Source organism: Erythrobacter donghaensis (assembly GCF_002155425.1).
Lineage (GTDB): Bacteria > Pseudomonadota > Alphaproteobacteria > Sphingomonadales > Sphingomonadaceae > Erythrobacter > Erythrobacter donghaensis.
In genome coordinates this window covers 631113-645937 of the sequence record NZ_MUYG01000011.1, presented here as the reverse complement: position 1 = coordinate 645937, position 14825 = coordinate 631113, and the positions used below count along the sequence as shown (strand labels likewise).

Below are 14825 nucleotides of genomic sequence, written 5' to 3'. Positions count from 1 at the left end.
GGCGGCCTGACGGGGGTCGGCGACTCAGCTTCCATTCAGCCGGTGGAGGGCACTGGCACAGCACCACGCGCCCCTTGAGCGCGGACATTTTGGCATGAAGACGGGATTTATCGAGTGAGAGTGAAGCTGTTTTCCAAGGCCCTGTTGGCAAAGACCGGGACGGCGCTGGCCGCTGCCGGGGTGCTCGGTCTTGCCCTGACCCCGATTGCGGCACCGGCACAGACCGTTGCTGTGCCGACGGCGGACAACCCCTTCGGCCTGCCCGAGGACATCACCCTGTTCGGCAAGTCCGATCCCGATCGCCGCACCGCGACCGCGATCGTCAACGGCTTCGTCATCACCGGCACCGACATCGACCAGCGCGTGGCGCTGGTGACCTCGGCCTCGGACGCGCCGATCTCGGACGAGGAAATGCTGCGCCTGCGCGTGCAGGTGCTGCGGAACCTGATCGACGAGACGCTCAAGATCCAGGCCGCCGCCGCGTCCGAAATGGCGGTGAAGCGCGAAGAAGTCGAACAGACCTATTCGCAGCTCGCCGGGCAGAACTTCGGCGGCGATACCAAGAAGATGGACGAATACCTCGCCTCGATCGGCTCTTCGGCGGCATCGCTCAAGCGCCAGATCGAAGGAGAAGTGGCGTGGGAAAACCTCCTGCGCCGCAACGTCATCCCCTTCGTCAACATCTCGGCCGAAGAGGTTAACGAAGCTCTCAAGCGTATGAATGAGGCGAAGGGCACCGACGAATACCGGGTGGGCGAGATTTACCTTTCGGCGACCACCGAAAACCGCGCGCAGAAGCTGGCGAACGCGCAGCAGATCATGCAGCAATTGCAGCAGGGCGGCAGCTTCGTCGCTTACGCGCGGCAGTTCTCCGAAGCCTCGCACTCGGTGGTGGGCGGCGATCTCGGCTGGCTGCGGATCGGCCAGCTGCCCCCGCAGCTCGCCGCCGCAGTGCGCACGATGCAGCCCGGCCAGCTTCAGGGCCCGATCGAAATTCCCGGCGGTTTCTCGATCGTCTACCTGATCAACAAGCGTCAGGTGCTGATGGCCGATCCCAACGAGGCGATCCTGAACCTCAAGCAGATCTCCATCAACTTTGCCCCCGGCACCACGCAGGAACAGGCCGAGGCGCGGGTCGAGGAGTTCGGCACCTTCCTTGAAGGCCTGCGCGGCTGCGCCGATGCCGATGCGGGCGCCAAGGCCATCGGGGCCGAAGTGGTGACCAACGATCAGATCAAGGCCGCCAACCTGCCCGAACAGCTGCGCGCGATCATCCTCGGCCTTCAGATCGGGCAGGCGACGCCGCCCTTCGGGGGTCTGCAGGAAGGCGTGCGCGTGCTGATGGTGTGCGGGCGCGACGATCCGGTCGATGCCGGCGCGCCGTCCTTTGCCGCGGTCATGGACCAGATGGAAGAAGAGCGCGTCGGCAAGCGCGCCCAGAGGTTCCTGCGCGATCTGCGCAACGACGCCTACATCGAATACAACTGACGGCGCGCGGGCGTTGACGGGGCCGCTCGCGATCACGCTTGGCGATCCGGCGGGGATCGGGCCGGAGGTGATCCTCGGCGCGTGGCTGCGTCTGCGGCGCGAAGGCCGCGCGCCGCCCGCCTTCGTCGTCGGCGGGCCGGAGCTGCTGCGGCAGGCCGCCGAGCGCTGCGGGATCGACTGCCCGATCGTGCCGATTGCCGAGCCCGCCGAGGCGATGTTTGCCTACGCTGCGGGCCTTCCGGTGATGGCGGGGCTCGACGGGCCCTGGCACCCCGCCCGCCCGTCGCCCGATGGCGCGCGGCTGGCACTGGCCTCGCTGCAATGGGGCGCGAAGTTCGCGCTCTCCGGGGTCGCGTCCGGGCTTGTGACCGCGCCGGTCGCCAAGGGCGCGCTGGCGGAGATCGGGTGGGATTACCCCGGCCAGACCGAATTCCTCGCCGACACCTGCGGCAGGCCCTATCGCGATGCGGTGATGATGCTCGCCGGGCCCAGCTTGCGCACCGTGCCGATCACTGTCCACGTCGCGCTGGCCGAGGTGCCGGGGCTGCTGTCGGCCGAGCTCATCATCCACAAGGCGCGGATCGTGGCGGCGGGGCTGGCCCGCGACTTCGGCATTGCGAGCCCGCGCCTCGCCGTGGCCGCGCTCAACCCCCATGCCGGCGAAGGCGGCCAGTTCGGCGACGAGGACGCGGCGATCATCGCCCCGGCCATCGCCGCCCTGCAGGCCGAGGGGATCGCCGCTTTCGGCCCCGTCCCCGGCGACGCGCTGTTCACCCCGCGCGCCCGCAGCGGCTATGACGCGGCGCTGTGCATGTATCACGATCAGGCGCTCATCCCGCTGAAAGCGCTGGAGTTTGACGAGGGCGTAAATGTCACGCTCGGCCTGCCGATCATCCGCACCTCACCCGATCACGGCACCGCCTTCGACATCGCCGGGCAAGGCGTGGCCGACGCGGGCGCGATGGCGGCGGCAATCGTGATGGCGGCCGAGATGGCCGCGGCCCGCGAGCGTGCCGGTGCCTGATCTTCCCCCCATCCGCGAGGTCATCGCCCGCCACAACCTCGCCGCGTCCAAGGCGCTGGGGCAGAACTTCCTGCTCGACGAGCAGCTCCTCGCCCGCATCGCCGCGCTGCCGGGGAGCCTCGAAGGCAAGCGGGTGCTCGAAGTCGGCCCCGGCCCCGGCGGGCTGACGCGGGCGCTGCTGCGCGCTGGGGCGAAGGTCATCGCGATCGAGATGGACCGCCGCTGCCTCCCCGCGCTGGCCGAACTGGGCGAAGCTTTCCCCGGCCAGCTGACCGTGATCGAGGGCGACGCGCTGAAGCTTGATCACGCGGCGCTGATGGGCGGGGAGCCGTTCCATGTCCTCTCCAACCTCCCCTATAATGTCGGCACCGCGCTGTTCGTGCGCTGGCTCGGCGGTGAGGCATGGCCGCCGCTGTGGCAGTCGCTCACCCTGATGTTCCAGCGCGAGGTCGCCGACCGGATCGTCGCGGCGGCAGGCGACGACGCCTATGGCCGCCTCGCCGTCCTCGCTCAATGGCGGGCCGAGGCGCGATTGGCGATGAAGGTCCACCGCAGCGCCTTCACCCCGCCCCCCAAGGTGATGAGCGCCATCGTCCACGTGACCCCCGCCGAAATGCCGAAAGGCGTCTCCGCCCGGATGCTCGAACGCCTCACCGAAGCCGCCTTCGGCCAGCGCCGCAAGATGCTGCGCCAGAGCCTCAAAGGCGTGCCGGGGGCCTTGGAGGCGCTAGCGATGCTGGGGATCGACGAAACGCGGCGCGCCGAGACGGTCAGCGTCGCGGAGTTCGTCAGCGTGGCGCGGGCGCTTACCCACCGGCCGGGCTAGACATCCTGCGCACCAATTCGGCGCGTTGGAGCATCAGGCCGAGGATCTCCGACTTCTCGGCAGCCCATTCCATGACATTGGAAAACATGGTGATTTCCAAGCCGCCAACGCCTTCCATCCGGATGCCATAGGCTCTGCCGACCAGATCCCACGCGGCAGGCTCGATTGTAATCTGGTCGAACGGCAGGAACAGATCGCGACAGCCATGTCGGAACGGCGGCACGATCGTCAGGCTCAGCCCGTCAGGGTGAACGCCGAGCACAACCGGCGGGTAACGCTCCGACTTCAACTCGCCTGACAGGTGCCCCCAGCGGAAGCCGGGCGGCGCAATGCGCAGCATCCCCGCCAGCTTCTTTGCGATCGGCTCACGCGGAGAAATCGCGGCATAGAACAGTTCAAACTCGCGCCAGCGCGAGTGGCTGGCATGCATGATATAGAACGCGAGCCCCCCGAACACACCAAGGCTGACCATGCTGACCACCGCCAGATAGAGCTGTTCGATGATGTCTCCCATGTGGATTCGTCCTGGGTCCCGGGATTTGCAATCGCGATTACCCTAACCGAATCCGGTAGATAAAAGGTTTACCCTGCCTTCTTCCGCAAGCGCCAGGCATGCAGCAGCGGTTCGGTGTAGCCGCTCGGCTGCTCCACGCCCTTGAAGATCAGGTCCTTGGCCGCGCTGAAGGCCGCGCCGTTCTCGTTGCCTGTCAGCGGTTCGTAGAGCGGGTCGCCCGCGTTCTGCGCGTCGACCTTGGCGGCCATGCGGGTGAGGCTGTCCATCACCTGCGCCTCGCTCACCACCCCGTGCAGCAGCCAGTTGGCGATATGCTGCGAGGAGATGCGCAGCGTCGCGCGGTCTTCCATCAGTCCGACATCGTTGATGTCGGGCACCTTCGAACAGCCCACGCCCTGATCCACCCAGCGCACGACGTAGCCGAGAAGGCCCTGACAATTATTGTCGAGCTCCTCGCGCACCTCGGCATCGGACCAGTTCGCGCCCTCGGCGAGCGGGATTGCCAGCAGCGCGTCGAGCCCAGCGGGTTCGGGAAGGTGCTTCTGCACGTCGAACACATTGATCTGGTGATAATGAAGCGCATGGAGCGTCGCGGCGGTGGGGGACGGCACCCACGCGGTGTTCGCGCCGGCCTTCAGGTGCCCCACCTTCTCGACCATCATCTGCCCCATCAGGTCAGGCGCGGCCCACATGCCCTTGCCGATCTGCGCCTTGCCCGAAAGGCCGTGGCGAAGGCCAATGGCGACGTTGCGCGCCTCATAGGCCTTGAGCCAATCCGCCCCCTTCATCGCGCCCTTACGCAGCATCGGTCCGGCGCGCATGGAGGTGTGGATTTCGTCGCCGGTGCGATCGAGGAAGCCGGTGTTGATGAACACGATCCGGTCCTTCACTGCATGGATGCAGGCGGCGAGATTGGCCGACGTGCGGCGTTCTTCGTCCATCACGCCGACCTTGATCGTGTGGCGCGGGAGCTGAAGCATATCCTCAACCGCGTCGAACAGGTCATTGGTATAGGTGCATTCTTCCGGCCCGTGCATCTTGGGCTTCACGATGTAGATAGAACCGCAGCGCGAGTTTCCGAAGCGGCCCTTGCCTTCGACATCGAGCGTGCTGATCGCGCTGGTGAAGACCGCGTCCATGATGCCCTCGGGGATCTCGCTGCCGTCGGGCAGGCGGATTGCCGGGTTGGTCATCAGGTGGCCGACATTGCGCACGAACATCAGGCTGCGCCCCGGCAGGGTGTGCGTGGTGCCATCAGGAGCGGTGTAGGTTTTGTCGCCCGCCAGCGTGCGGGTGAGCGTCTTGCCACCCTTTTCGAAGCTCTCCGACAGATCGCCCCGGATGATGCCGAGCCAGTTGGTGTAGGCGAGCAGCTTGTCCTCGGCATCCACCGCCGCGACCGAATCCTCGCAATCGGCGATGGTGGTGAGCGCGGATTCGACCACAATGTCGGCGATCCCGGCTGTGTCGGTCGCGCCGACGGGGGTGTCGCGGTCGAACACCACTTCGATATGCAGGCCGTTGTTGCGGAACAGCAGGCCCTTGTCGGTCTTGCCGACATACTGGCTTTCGTCCTGCAATTTGCCGTCGTGCTCGTCGGCAATGTCCGCCCAGCTCTGGTCCACCAGCGGCAGCGCCTCGTCTAGAAACTGCCGCCCGCGTGCGATCACCGCCGCGCCGCGCGCTTCGTCATAGCCGCCGGGCTTTGCCGGGGGAGCATCCAATGCATCGGTACCGTAGAAGGCATCATAAAGGCTCCCCCAGCGCGCATTCGCCGCATTCAGCAGGAAGCGCGCGTTGAGGATCGGCACCACCAGCTGCGGGCCAGCCATCGTGGCGATCTCGGGATCGACATTCTGCGTGCCGATCTGGAAGTCGCCGGGCTCGGGCACGAGGTAGCCGATTTCGGTCAGGAAGGCCTTGTAGGCGGCGGCATCATGAGGCTTGCCTGCGCGCTCCATATGCCACGCGTCGATCTGCGCTTGAAGGCTCTCGCGCTTTTCGAGCAGCGCGCGGTTGCGCGGGGCGAACTCGGCCAGCAGCGCGGCAAAACCCTGCCAGAACGCCTCCACATCGCGGCCCAGCGGCGTCAGCACCTCGCGCTCGACAAAGGTCGCCAGCCGGGAGTCGATGCTCACGCCGGCGCGGGTGGTCATGTCAGTCATGGTAGTCCTCGTGTGGTAAGCGTGGAAAGCCGAACCCGGGGAGGAGAGGACGGATGGCCCTATGGCGCAGCCCCGACATGATTGCAACGGGTTGGACACCGGCGCGCAGACGGCTAGAGGGAGGGGATGGACGGGAACCTGGGCACAATCGACAGCGCAGCCATGCTCGCGCAGGTGCAGGCGTGGAGCGCGATCAACACGGGCACCGGCAATCTGGCCGGTCTGGCCGAGCAGGCCGCGGCACTGGCGGAAGCCTTCGGCGCGCTGCCGGCCACGGTGGAACTGGTCGACCCTGCCCCCGTCACCGCAATCGCCGCCGATGGCAGCGCCTTCGACAAGCCCCACGGCCAACATCTGGTGGTGCGCGTGCGCCCGCAGGCCAATCGCCGCATCCTGCTGACGGGGCATATGGACACGGTGTTCCCCGCCGATCACACCTTCCAGCACCAGCGCTGGCTGGATGAAGAGACGCTCAACGGCCCGGGCGTCGCCGACATGAAGGGCGGGATCGCGGTGATGCTCCACGCGCTGCTGGCCTTCGAGCAGACCCCCGGCGCGGGCGCGCTGGGCTATGATATCCTGATCAATTCGGACGAGGAAACCGGCTCGCTCGCCAGCGCGGACCTGATCGCGCAGCTCGCGGCGGGCAAGCTCGCGGCGCTCACCTACGAGCCTGCCGCGCTCCCCGATGGCACGCTGGCGCATGAGCGCGGCGGCACCGGCAACTATTCGATCACCTTCGCCGGCAAGAGCGCCCATGCCGGGCGCAATCCGCACGAGGGGCGCAACGCGGTGGTCGCAGCGGCCGATCTGATCCTGCGGCTGAAGGCGCTCGAGAGCGCCGAGATTACCATCAACCCCGCCAAGCTCGAAGGCGGGGCGGCCAACAACGTCGTGCCCGATCACGCGGTGCTACGTTTCAACGTGCGGCCCAAGACGGTCGAGGCGGGTGCAGCATTCGATAGCGTCCTCAACGATTTGCTGTGCAGCATTGAGACGACGCATGACATCGCCACCCATCGCCACGGCGGCGTCACCCGCCCGCCCAAGAAGGTCGATGCCGCAGCGCAGCGCCTGTTCGACCTCGTGCGCGAGTGCGGCGCGGAGCTGGGGCAGGACATTCGCTGGCAATCGACCGGCGGGGTGTGCGACGGCAACAACATCGCCGCCTGCGGCGTCCCCGTGGTCGACACCATGGGCGTGCGCGGCGGCGCGATCCATTCCCCGGACGAATATCTGATCGTCCCCAGCCTTGCCGAACGCGCCCGCCTCTCGGCCCGCGTGATCGAGCGTCTTGCTTCAGGAGCCCTCCAGTGACCTTCCGCCTGCGCGCCGCGCGCGCCTCCGATCTCGAGGCGCTTTACGAGATGGCCAAGCTGACCGGCGGGGGATTCACCAACCTGCCGCCCGATCGCGCCGCGCTCAAAGCCAAGCTCGAACGTGCCGAGGGTGCCTTCGCGCAGGACAGCGAGGCATTGGCCGACGAGCTGTTCGTGCTGGTGCTCGAAAACGCCCGCACCGGGGCGGTGCGCGGCACCTGCCAGCTGATGAGCCAGGTGGGCCAGCGCTGGCCGTTCTATTCCTACCGCCTCAACACGCTGACCCAGTATTCGCAGGAGCTGGACCGCACGGTGCGCGCCGAGCTGCTCAGCCTCGTGACCGATCTCGAAGGGTCGAGCGAGGTGGGCGGGCTGTTCCTCCACCCCAACGAGCGCGCCGGGGGCCTCGGCCTGCTGCTCGCCCGCTCGCGCTACCTGTTCGTGGCGATGCACCGCAAACGCTTTGCCGAGCGCATCCTGGCAGAGCTGCGGGGCATTATCGACGAGCGCGGCGGATCGCCCTTCTGGGACGGAGTGGCAGGCCGCTTCTTCGGGATGAGCTTTCAGGACGCGGACTATTTCAACGCGATCAACGGCAACCAGTTCATCGCCGATCTGATGCCCAAGCACCCGGTCTATATCGCGATGCTCGATGACGACGCGCGCAGCGTGATCGGCGTGCCCCATCCCACCGGGCGCGCGGCGATGCGGATGCTGGAGCACGAGGGCTTCCGCCACGATGGCTATGTCGACATCTTCGACGGCGGGCCGACGATGACGGCGCACACCGACATGGTCACCAGCGTGAAGAACTCCGTGTCGGCGCGGGTCACGGCGCTGTCGGTGGCCGAGGGCGAGAAGGCGATCCTCGCCACCGGGCGGCTCGGCACTTTCCGCGCCTGCTTCGGCGCGCGGGTACTGGGCGAGGACGGGACGATCGCGATCGATTCGGTCAGCGCCGACGTGCTCGACGTGTCCGAGGGCGACGAAGTGTGGAGCGTGGGGCGATGAGCCTGACTGAGATCAATTTCGACGGGATCGTCGGCCCCTCGCACAATTACGCGGGTCTCAGCCTCGGCAATATCGCCAGCGCGACGCATGGGGGCGATCCCTCATACCCGCGCGCGGCGGCCTTGCAGGGGGTAACCAAGATGCGCGGCAATCTCGCGCGGCTGGGCGTGCAGGGTTTCCTGCTGCCGCTCCCCCGCCCGAACACAGCCTTGCAGCAGGCGCTGGCGCTGGATGGCACCGAGCCGCCGCAGCTGCGCGCCGCGCCGTGGTCGGCCTCGTCGATGTGGACCGCCAATGCGGCGACCGTCTCCCCTGCCCCCGACACCGCCGACGGGCGCTGCCACCTGACGCCCGCCAACCTCGTCACCATGCTGCACCGCGCGCAGGAATGGCCGGATACGCAGGCGCAGCTGGCAATCGCGTTCGGCGACGCACGCCACTTCGCCATCCATGACGCGGTGCCGCCGAGCTTCGGCGACGAGGGCGCGGCCAATCACATGCGGCTGTGCGAGAGCCATGATGCGCCGGGCGTCGAAGTGTTCGTCTACGGCAAGACCGGCGGCCGCTTCCCAGCGCGCCAGCACGAACAGGCCAGCCGCCTCGTCGCGCGCGCGCATGGCCTCGATCCGGCGCGCACCGTGTTCATCGAACAGAACTCCGCCGCGATCGAGGCGGGTGCGTTCCACAATGATGTGGTCGCGGTGGCGAACGGGCGCGTGCTCTTCACCCATGCCGAGGCCTTTGCCAACCAGCACGGCGCCTATGACGCGATCCGCGCCGCCTTCCCCGCGCTGGAAGTGGTCGAGGTGCCCTCCTCAGCCGTCAGTCTCGCGGAGGCAATCCGCACCTATCTGTTCAACGCTCAGCTCTTGACGTTGCCCTCCGGCGAGATGGCGCTGATCGTGCCTGAGGAATGCCGCGAAAGCGCCGCCGTGTGGGGCTGGGTCGAAGGAATGCTCGCCGGCAACGGCCCGATCCGGCAGGTGATCCCGGTCGATGTGCGCCAGTCGATGGCCAATGGCGGCGGCCCCGCCTGTCTGCGCCTGCGCGTGGTATGCGACCCCGCGACCGTCGATCCGCGCTTCCTGCTAGACGAGGCAAAGGCCGACCTGATCGAGCGCACCATCGCCGCGCACTGGCCGGAACAAATCGACCCGTCCGATCTTGGAACAGCCACACTTGCGGCGAGCGTAATTGCGGCACGCCTCGCCCTGCTGAAGGCGCTCGATCTGGCACAGCTTGGTTAACGCATTTGGCGCGAAGCCCGCATCGCGGGTAAGGTTAGGCAAATATTGACGCGACTCAGCCGCAGCCGTGTCGCACCACAAACCGGGAGTCGCCATGCTGCGCAAAATCGCAAGGCTGTTCGTGATCAAGACGCGGTTCGAGGCGTTCCTGATCATCTACGCGCTTGCGCTCGGATCGAGCGCGCGGGGGATGGTCTATCTCCACGAATATCCTGGCTTTGGCGGCAAGCTGCTGTTTCTGGCGACCACCGGCGCGGTGTTCCTCGGCGGGGCGAAGATCCTCGATTGCCTGCGGCTGGAGAAGGAAGTGGCGGAATTGCGCGAGGCGCAGAGCCTGGCGCAGGACTAGGCCAGCCGGACGCCGAATGCGCGACCCGCAACCCGTCTTCGGATCTGCCTTTTTCTACGCAGTGATTGGCGGTTTCTTCCTTGCGATCTTCACTATGGGAGTCGTAGGCTTGGGCGAATGCTCGCATGATGGCACGCCCGAGGCGCTGGCCTGTAAGGCCGCCCACAGGCGGATCGGACTCTTCTATCCGCTGCTCTATATCGCAGTGACCGGGCTTGCGGTGCAGCGCTATCGGCGGGGCAAGGAAGGCGCGGCGGGGCTGGCGATTTTCGCGGGGCCGCTAGCTGCGGTGGGCGTGATGCTAGTCAACGCGTTCGCACGATAGGCCGTCATTCCGAAGGGAGAAAGGTGGGGGTTTCTGTTGCTACGTACCCCCGGACGCCCGGTTTCCGATTCTGTTGCCCGGTTCGGTCCAACCGCGCTTTTTGGCCTAATAAAAGAAGGGCGTTAGCCCATCAATTACGCAGCGATTGCGAGTGCTTCGTTGTCGTTGGCACTTATGGGTTTTGAGCCTTATGCGGGTTACTCAGCCCGGACGAAAACTACGCTTTTCAACACACGTCGATCCTGGTTCGGCCCCGTCAGGAGTTGCGGCGCCCTGTTGAGGGGCCGCCGCTACTGGTGGAGCCGCCGGGTACTGCCCCCGGGTCCGTTGCATCTATTATACGCAGCCATTTATCGTCATAGCCGGTCGAAACCGGCAGGATTGGATATAGCGCCGCAATCCTGAATGTGAAGTGGATGAGCTTTGTTTGTGCGCACCCATCCGGGCGCGCGTATCCTCGCTCATGCTGGCTGCGCCAGCGTCGCTGCGGGCGGGCGGTCGCCCTTGCGGCCCTGCGGGCCGTTGGAGCTGAACCGCCCTCCCCTACTTACTTCTTCAGCGCGTCCCGGATCTCGACCAGCAGTTCGACCTCGGTCGGCCCGGCAGGAGCGGCTTCCTCGGGCTTGGAGAACTGCGCGCTGATCTTGGTCACGTAACGCACCATCAGGAAGATGATGAAGGCGAGGATCACGAAGTTGATGATGGTCGACACGAAAGCGCCCAGCCCCAGCACGTTGGCCCCCGCCTCGCGCGCGGCGGCGAGCGGCGTGCCGGGCTCCACCTCACCCGAAAGCACCCAGTAACGGTCGGAAAAGTCGATATTTCCGAAGATCGCCCCAACGATCGGCATGATGATCTCATCCGTCAGCGATTTGACGATCGCCCCGAAGGCGGCGCCGATGATGACCCCGACGGCAAGATCCATGACATTGCCCTTGGCGATGAAAGCCTTGAAATCCGAAAGCATGATAATCCCCTCGACTGTAGCTGTTTACCATGTTCTGGCACTCGCACAGGCGTCTGCCAAGCGGGATACGAACGCCGTCCACCGCTTGAACGGGGAGGACGGTGTGCTATATCCGCAATACAGGAACACGCCGCCACGGGCCGCAATGCGGCACCGCGCGCGACAAGGAGGGATCATCCGATGAATTTGACCACCATGCTGCGCGGTGCCTTTGCCGCCGTCGCCGCGCTCAGCCTTGCGGCCTGCGGGATCAACTCGGTCCCGACCAAGGAAGAAGCCGCCAAGGCGCAGTGGGGCAATGTCGAAAGCGCGCTGCAGAACCGGTCGGACAAGATCCCCAATCTCGTCGCCGTGGTGCAGGCCGCTGCGATCTCGGAAAAGGACATCCTGCAAGGCGTGATCGACGCGCGTGCGCGGGCGACCTCGATCAACATCACCACCGATGACCTGTCGAACCCGGAAGAGTTCAAAAAATTCAGCGATGCGCAGAACCAACTGACGCAGGCGCTCGGGCAGCTGCGCACCGTGGTCGAAAACTACCCCCAGCTCGCCAGCCAGCCGCGCTTTGCCGATCTGATGGTGGCAATCGACGAGGCGAACAACCAGATCAACACCGAGCGGGTGCGCTACAATGACCTCGCGCGCGACTACAACACCGAGATCCGCACCTTCCCGTCCAGCATCGGCGCGAACATCGTCCACGGGGCCGAGGCACTCCAGTATTTCGAGGCGGATGAAGGCGCGAAGGCCAATCCCAAGGTCGACATGAGCGCGATCACCGGCGGCGCGACCCCGGCGGCCACGAACTGAGGTGACGCCGCGCGCCGCGCTCGCCGGCCTTGCGCTGCTGACGGTCGCCTGCGGCCGGGAGGCAGAACCGGCCAGGCCCGCCGAGCCGGTGACCGATCAGGCGGACATCCTCTCGCCTGCGGCAGAGGAAGCGCTGGACGAAACGTTGCGTCGCTACTGGAACCAGAAGGAGACCGCGATCGTGGTCGCAACCGTGCCAAGCCTGAAGGGCGAGTCGATCGAGGCGGCCGCCAACCGGATGTTCAACGATCGTGGTATCGGCGCGGTGGGCACCAACCGCGGCGTGCTGCTGCTGATCGCGCCCGAGGAGAGGAAATTGCGGATCGAGGTCGGCTGCGGCCTTGAAACGGTCCTGCCGTCCGAGGTGGCCGCGGGGATCATTCGCGAGGCGATCAAGCCGCGCTTCAGCGCCGGTGATTTCGATGCCGGGACCAGCGCCGGGGTCGATGCGCTGATCAGGCGGATCGACACCGCCAATGTCCCCGCCGGGCCAGTCAGCCGCCGCTGCAAGCAGATCATGAAGATCGCCGCATGAACCGGCTGCTTGCCCTGCTCCCCCTCTGGCTCGCGGCGATGCTGCTTGCCGCGGCAGCCCATGCGCAGGATTATCCTCCGCGCCCGGAAGGTCCGGTCTATGACGGGGCGAACATCCTCTCGCCCGCGACCGAGGCGCAGCTCGACAGTGAACTGCGCGCCTATAACGCCCAGACCGGCCGTGCGATTGTCGTTGCCACCGTGCCGAGCCTCGGAGGCGCGAGCATCGAGAGCTATGCGACCACGCTGTTCACCGACAAGTGGGGGATCGGCGGGGAAAAGCGCGACACCGGACTGCTGCTGCTGATCGCGCCGTCGGAACGCAAGATGCGGATCGAGGTCGGCTACGGCCTCCACGGCTATTTCGGCGGGATCATGGCCGGGCGCGTTATCAACGACGTGATCGCGCCGCGCTTCAAGGAAGGCAATTTCGATGCCGGCGTCACCGACGGGGTCGCGGCAATTCTTGCCCACCTTGCCAAGGCGCCCGAAGATGCCATCGCCATCGAGGAAGCCGCGCAGGCCGCGCAGGCCCAGGAGAGCCGCAGCGACGGGGGCTTTCCCTTCGGCGCGCTGATCTGGGTGGCGTTTCTGTTCCTTTTCTTCGTCCTCCCGCTGCTCGCTGGGCGTGGGCGGCGGCGCAAGTATCGCGCGCGCGGTGATGGCCCCTGGGGCAGCCGCGGTCTTGGCGACACGGCGCGCGACGTGATCCTGTGGGAAGTGGGCAGTGCGATAGCGCGCGGGATCATCAACAATAGTGGCCGCGGCGGTGGTGGCGGAGGCTTCGGCGGTGGCGGCGGCTTCGGCGGCGGTGGCGGGGGATTTGGCGGCTTCGGCGGCGGATCGTCGGGCGGCGGCGGCGCTTCGGGGGGATGGTAGATCATGGCATGGCTTGACGATGCCGGGCACGCGGCAGTGAGTGCCGCCGTGACCGAAGCGGAAAGCGCGACCTCAGGCGAGATCGTGACCGTGCTCGCTGAACAGTCGGACGGCTACACCGACGTCGCGCTGCTCTGGGCGATCGCGGCGGCCTTCACCGCGATGAGCGTGTTTGCCGTTTTTCCCGAGCCGTTCCTCGACCTTTGGGACTCCGCCTTCACCGGGTGGGGCCACGAATGGACCGCCGGGGAGCTTGCCAGCATGGTGATCGCGCTGGGGCTGGTGAAGTTCCTTGGCATTCTGCTGGTGCAGCAATGGCAGCCGCTGAAGTTCGCGCTGATCCCCGGCCCGGTGAAGGCGTTCAGAGTGCGCGACCAGGCGGTGCGGCAGTTCAAGGTCGGCGCGCAGGGCCGCACCGCGGCGCATACCGGCGTGCTGATCTACCTCTCGATGCGCGAACGCCGCGCCGAAATTGTCGCCGACGAGAGCATCGCCGCCAAGGTCTCCGCCGAAGTCTGGGGCGAGGCGATGGGCGACATGCTCGCCGAAATCCGCCAAGGCCGCATCGCCGAGGGCCTTGCCGTCGGCGTCCGCGATGTCGGCCATGTCCTCGCCGAACATTTCCCGCGCGGAAGCGAGGACGACAACGAGCTTCCCGACCGGCTGATCGAGGTGTGATCGCCTTGGGGCAACTCAGCACTTGACCCGTTCGCCCTGAGCCTGTCGAAGGGCCGTCCTTCTTTTGCACCGCGTCAGAATTGAAGTGCGGTCCTTCGACAGGCTCAGGACGAACGGAGAGAGTGCCTTGATCAAAGACCGCGACGCCGATCTGCCCGAAGAGGTGATGTGGGAAGGCCGCTTCATCACGACGAAAAAGCGCGGGCGCTGGGAATATGTCGGGCGCGCGCGCGGCATTCGCGCCGCGGCGATCATCGCGCTGGATACAGACGCGGACGGCACGCGCCATGTCATCCTCGTCAGCCAGTATCGCGTGCCGCTGGGCCGCTTCAGCCTCGAAATCCCCGCCGGGCTCGTCGGTGACGATGCCGGGGCCGAGGGTGAAAACGCGGCCGCCGCCGCCGCGCGCGAGCTGGAGGAGGAAACTGGCTATCGGGCCGCACACATGGAGGTGCTGGGGGAATTCTATTCCTCGCCCGGCATGGTCTCCGAATGTTTCACGCTGCTGAAAGCGACCGGCCTCGAGCGGGTTGGCGAAGGCGGGGGAACCGAGGGCGAGAACATCACCGTCCACCGCGTCGCGCTGCGCGATCTTTCGCGCTTCGTCGCTGAATGGCGGCGCGCAGGGCATGCGGTCGACGTGCGGATCGCGATGCTACTGACACCGGGATACTTGGGAGAGGATTGAA

General features: G+C 66.5%; 16 protein-coding genes and 1 other RNA gene. 13 read left to right on the top strand and 4 right to left on the bottom strand.

Features of this window, described 5'->3' with window-relative positions:
- Window positions 1-120: 120 nt before the first annotated feature.
- The 3 genes from BZF59_RS14580 to rsmA are packed head-to-tail and all read left to right on the top strand — an operon-like array spanning window position 121 to window position 3338.
- A complete protein-coding gene (locus BZF59_RS14580) occupies window positions 121-1488 on the top strand; it encodes a peptidylprolyl isomerase (RefSeq protein WP_086608950.1) in 1368 nt (455 codons plus the stop codon).
- A gap of 13 nt (window positions 1489-1501) precedes the next feature.
- Complete coding sequence (gene pdxA / locus BZF59_RS14575) at window positions 1502-2512, top strand: 4-hydroxythreonine-4-phosphate dehydrogenase PdxA (protein WP_245806174.1); 1011 nt, start codon at window positions 1502-1504, stop codon at window positions 2510-2512.
- Window positions 2505-3338 carry a 16S rRNA (adenine(1518)-N(6)/adenine(1519)-N(6))-dimethyltransferase RsmA gene (gene rsmA, locus BZF59_RS14570; RefSeq protein ID WP_086609242.1) on the top strand — a complete coding sequence of 278 codons (834 nt, stop codon included), beginning with the start codon at window positions 2505-2507 and terminating at the stop codon, window positions 3336-3338. The genes pdxA and rsmA overlap by 8 nt, the downstream gene beginning before the upstream one ends.
- On the opposite strand, the gene BZF59_RS14565 is transcribed toward rsmA, so the two are convergent.
- Window positions 3319-3852, bottom strand: coding sequence for a hypothetical protein (locus BZF59_RS14565; RefSeq protein ID WP_086608949.1), 534 nt, complete (start codon window positions 3850-3852; stop codon window positions 3319-3321). The two genes, rsmA and BZF59_RS14565, sit on opposite strands and share 20 nt — an antisense overlap.
- Window positions 3853-3920: 68 nt before the next feature.
- Window positions 3921-6017 carry a malate synthase G gene (locus tag BZF59_RS14560; RefSeq protein ID WP_086608948.1) on the bottom strand — a complete coding sequence of 699 codons (2097 nt, stop codon included), beginning with the start codon at window positions 6015-6017 and terminating at the stop codon, window positions 3921-3923.
- 126 nt (window positions 6018-6143) lie between these two features.
- Between BZF59_RS14560 and BZF59_RS14555 the strand changes: the two genes are divergently transcribed.
- The 5 genes from BZF59_RS14555 to BZF59_RS14535 all read left to right on the top strand — a co-directional run bounded on the left by BZF59_RS14555 (window position 6144) and on the right by BZF59_RS14535 (window position 10268).
- Window positions 6144-7334, top strand: a complete 1191-nt coding sequence (locus tag BZF59_RS14555; protein WP_245806173.1) for a hydrolase — start codon at window positions 6144-6146, stop codon at window positions 7332-7334.
- Window positions 7331-8347: an arginine N-succinyltransferase gene (locus BZF59_RS14550; RefSeq protein WP_086608947.1), complete on the top strand. Its 1017-nt coding sequence runs from the start codon at window positions 7331-7333 to the stop codon at window positions 8345-8347. The genes BZF59_RS14555 and BZF59_RS14550 overlap by 4 nt, the downstream gene beginning before the upstream one ends.
- On the top strand, window positions 8344-9594 hold the full coding sequence (locus BZF59_RS14545) for an N-succinylarginine dihydrolase (RefSeq protein ID WP_086608946.1): 1251 nt from the start codon (window positions 8344-8346) through the stop codon (window positions 9592-9594). Before BZF59_RS14550 ends, BZF59_RS14545 begins: the two co-directional genes overlap by 4 nt.
- A gap of 94 nt (window positions 9595-9688) precedes the next feature.
- Window positions 9689-9943 carry a hypothetical protein gene (locus tag BZF59_RS14540; RefSeq protein ID WP_086608945.1) on the top strand — a complete coding sequence of 85 codons (255 nt, stop codon included), beginning with the start codon at window positions 9689-9691 and terminating at the stop codon, window positions 9941-9943.
- Window positions 9944-10037: 94 nt separating this feature from the next.
- Entirely contained in the window at window positions 10038-10268 is a 231-nt protein-coding gene (locus BZF59_RS14535; protein WP_143738185.1) for a hypothetical protein, read from the top strand.
- A 59-nt stretch (window positions 10269-10327) separates the two neighbouring features.
- Here BZF59_RS14535 and ssrA read toward each other — a convergent pair.
- Together ssrA and mscL are read right to left on the bottom strand one after the other, a co-directional pair.
- Window positions 10328-10684, bottom strand: a transfer-messenger RNA (tmRNA) gene (gene ssrA, locus BZF59_RS14530).
- A gap of 131 nt (window positions 10685-10815) precedes the next feature.
- The gene (gene mscL / locus BZF59_RS14525) at window positions 10816-11235 is read right to left on the bottom strand and encodes a large conductance mechanosensitive channel protein MscL (RefSeq protein ID WP_086608943.1); all 420 of its coding nucleotides are present in this window, start codon (window positions 11233-11235) and stop codon (window positions 10816-10818) included.
- 180 nt (window positions 11236-11415) lie between these two features.
- Here mscL and BZF59_RS14520 point away from each other — a divergent pair, with 180 nt between their 5' ends.
- The 5 genes from BZF59_RS14520 to BZF59_RS14500 all read left to right on the top strand — a co-directional run bounded on the left by BZF59_RS14520 (window position 11416) and on the right by BZF59_RS14500 (window position 14824).
- Window positions 11416-12045, top strand: a complete 630-nt coding sequence (locus BZF59_RS14520; protein WP_086608942.1) for a LemA family protein — start codon at window positions 11416-11418, stop codon at window positions 12043-12045.
- A gap of 1 nt (window position 12046) precedes the next feature.
- A complete protein-coding gene (locus BZF59_RS14515) occupies window positions 12047-12580 on the top strand; it encodes a TPM domain-containing protein (protein ID WP_086608941.1) in 534 nt (177 codons plus the stop codon).
- On the top strand, window positions 12577-13458 hold the full coding sequence (locus tag BZF59_RS14510) for a TPM domain-containing protein (RefSeq protein WP_086608940.1): 882 nt from the start codon (window positions 12577-12579) through the stop codon (window positions 13456-13458). Before BZF59_RS14515 ends, BZF59_RS14510 begins: the two co-directional genes overlap by 4 nt.
- A gap of 3 nt (window positions 13459-13461) precedes the next feature.
- Window positions 13462-14136 carry a TPM domain-containing protein gene (locus BZF59_RS14505; RefSeq protein ID WP_086608939.1) on the top strand — a complete coding sequence of 225 codons (675 nt, stop codon included), beginning with the start codon at window positions 13462-13464 and terminating at the stop codon, window positions 14134-14136.
- 166 nt (window positions 14137-14302) lie between these two features.
- The gene (locus tag BZF59_RS14500; protein ID WP_086609239.1) at window positions 14303-14824 is read left to right on the top strand and encodes an NUDIX hydrolase; all 522 of its coding nucleotides are present in this window, start codon (window positions 14303-14305) and stop codon (window positions 14822-14824) included.
- Window position 14825: the final 1 nt, after the last annotated feature.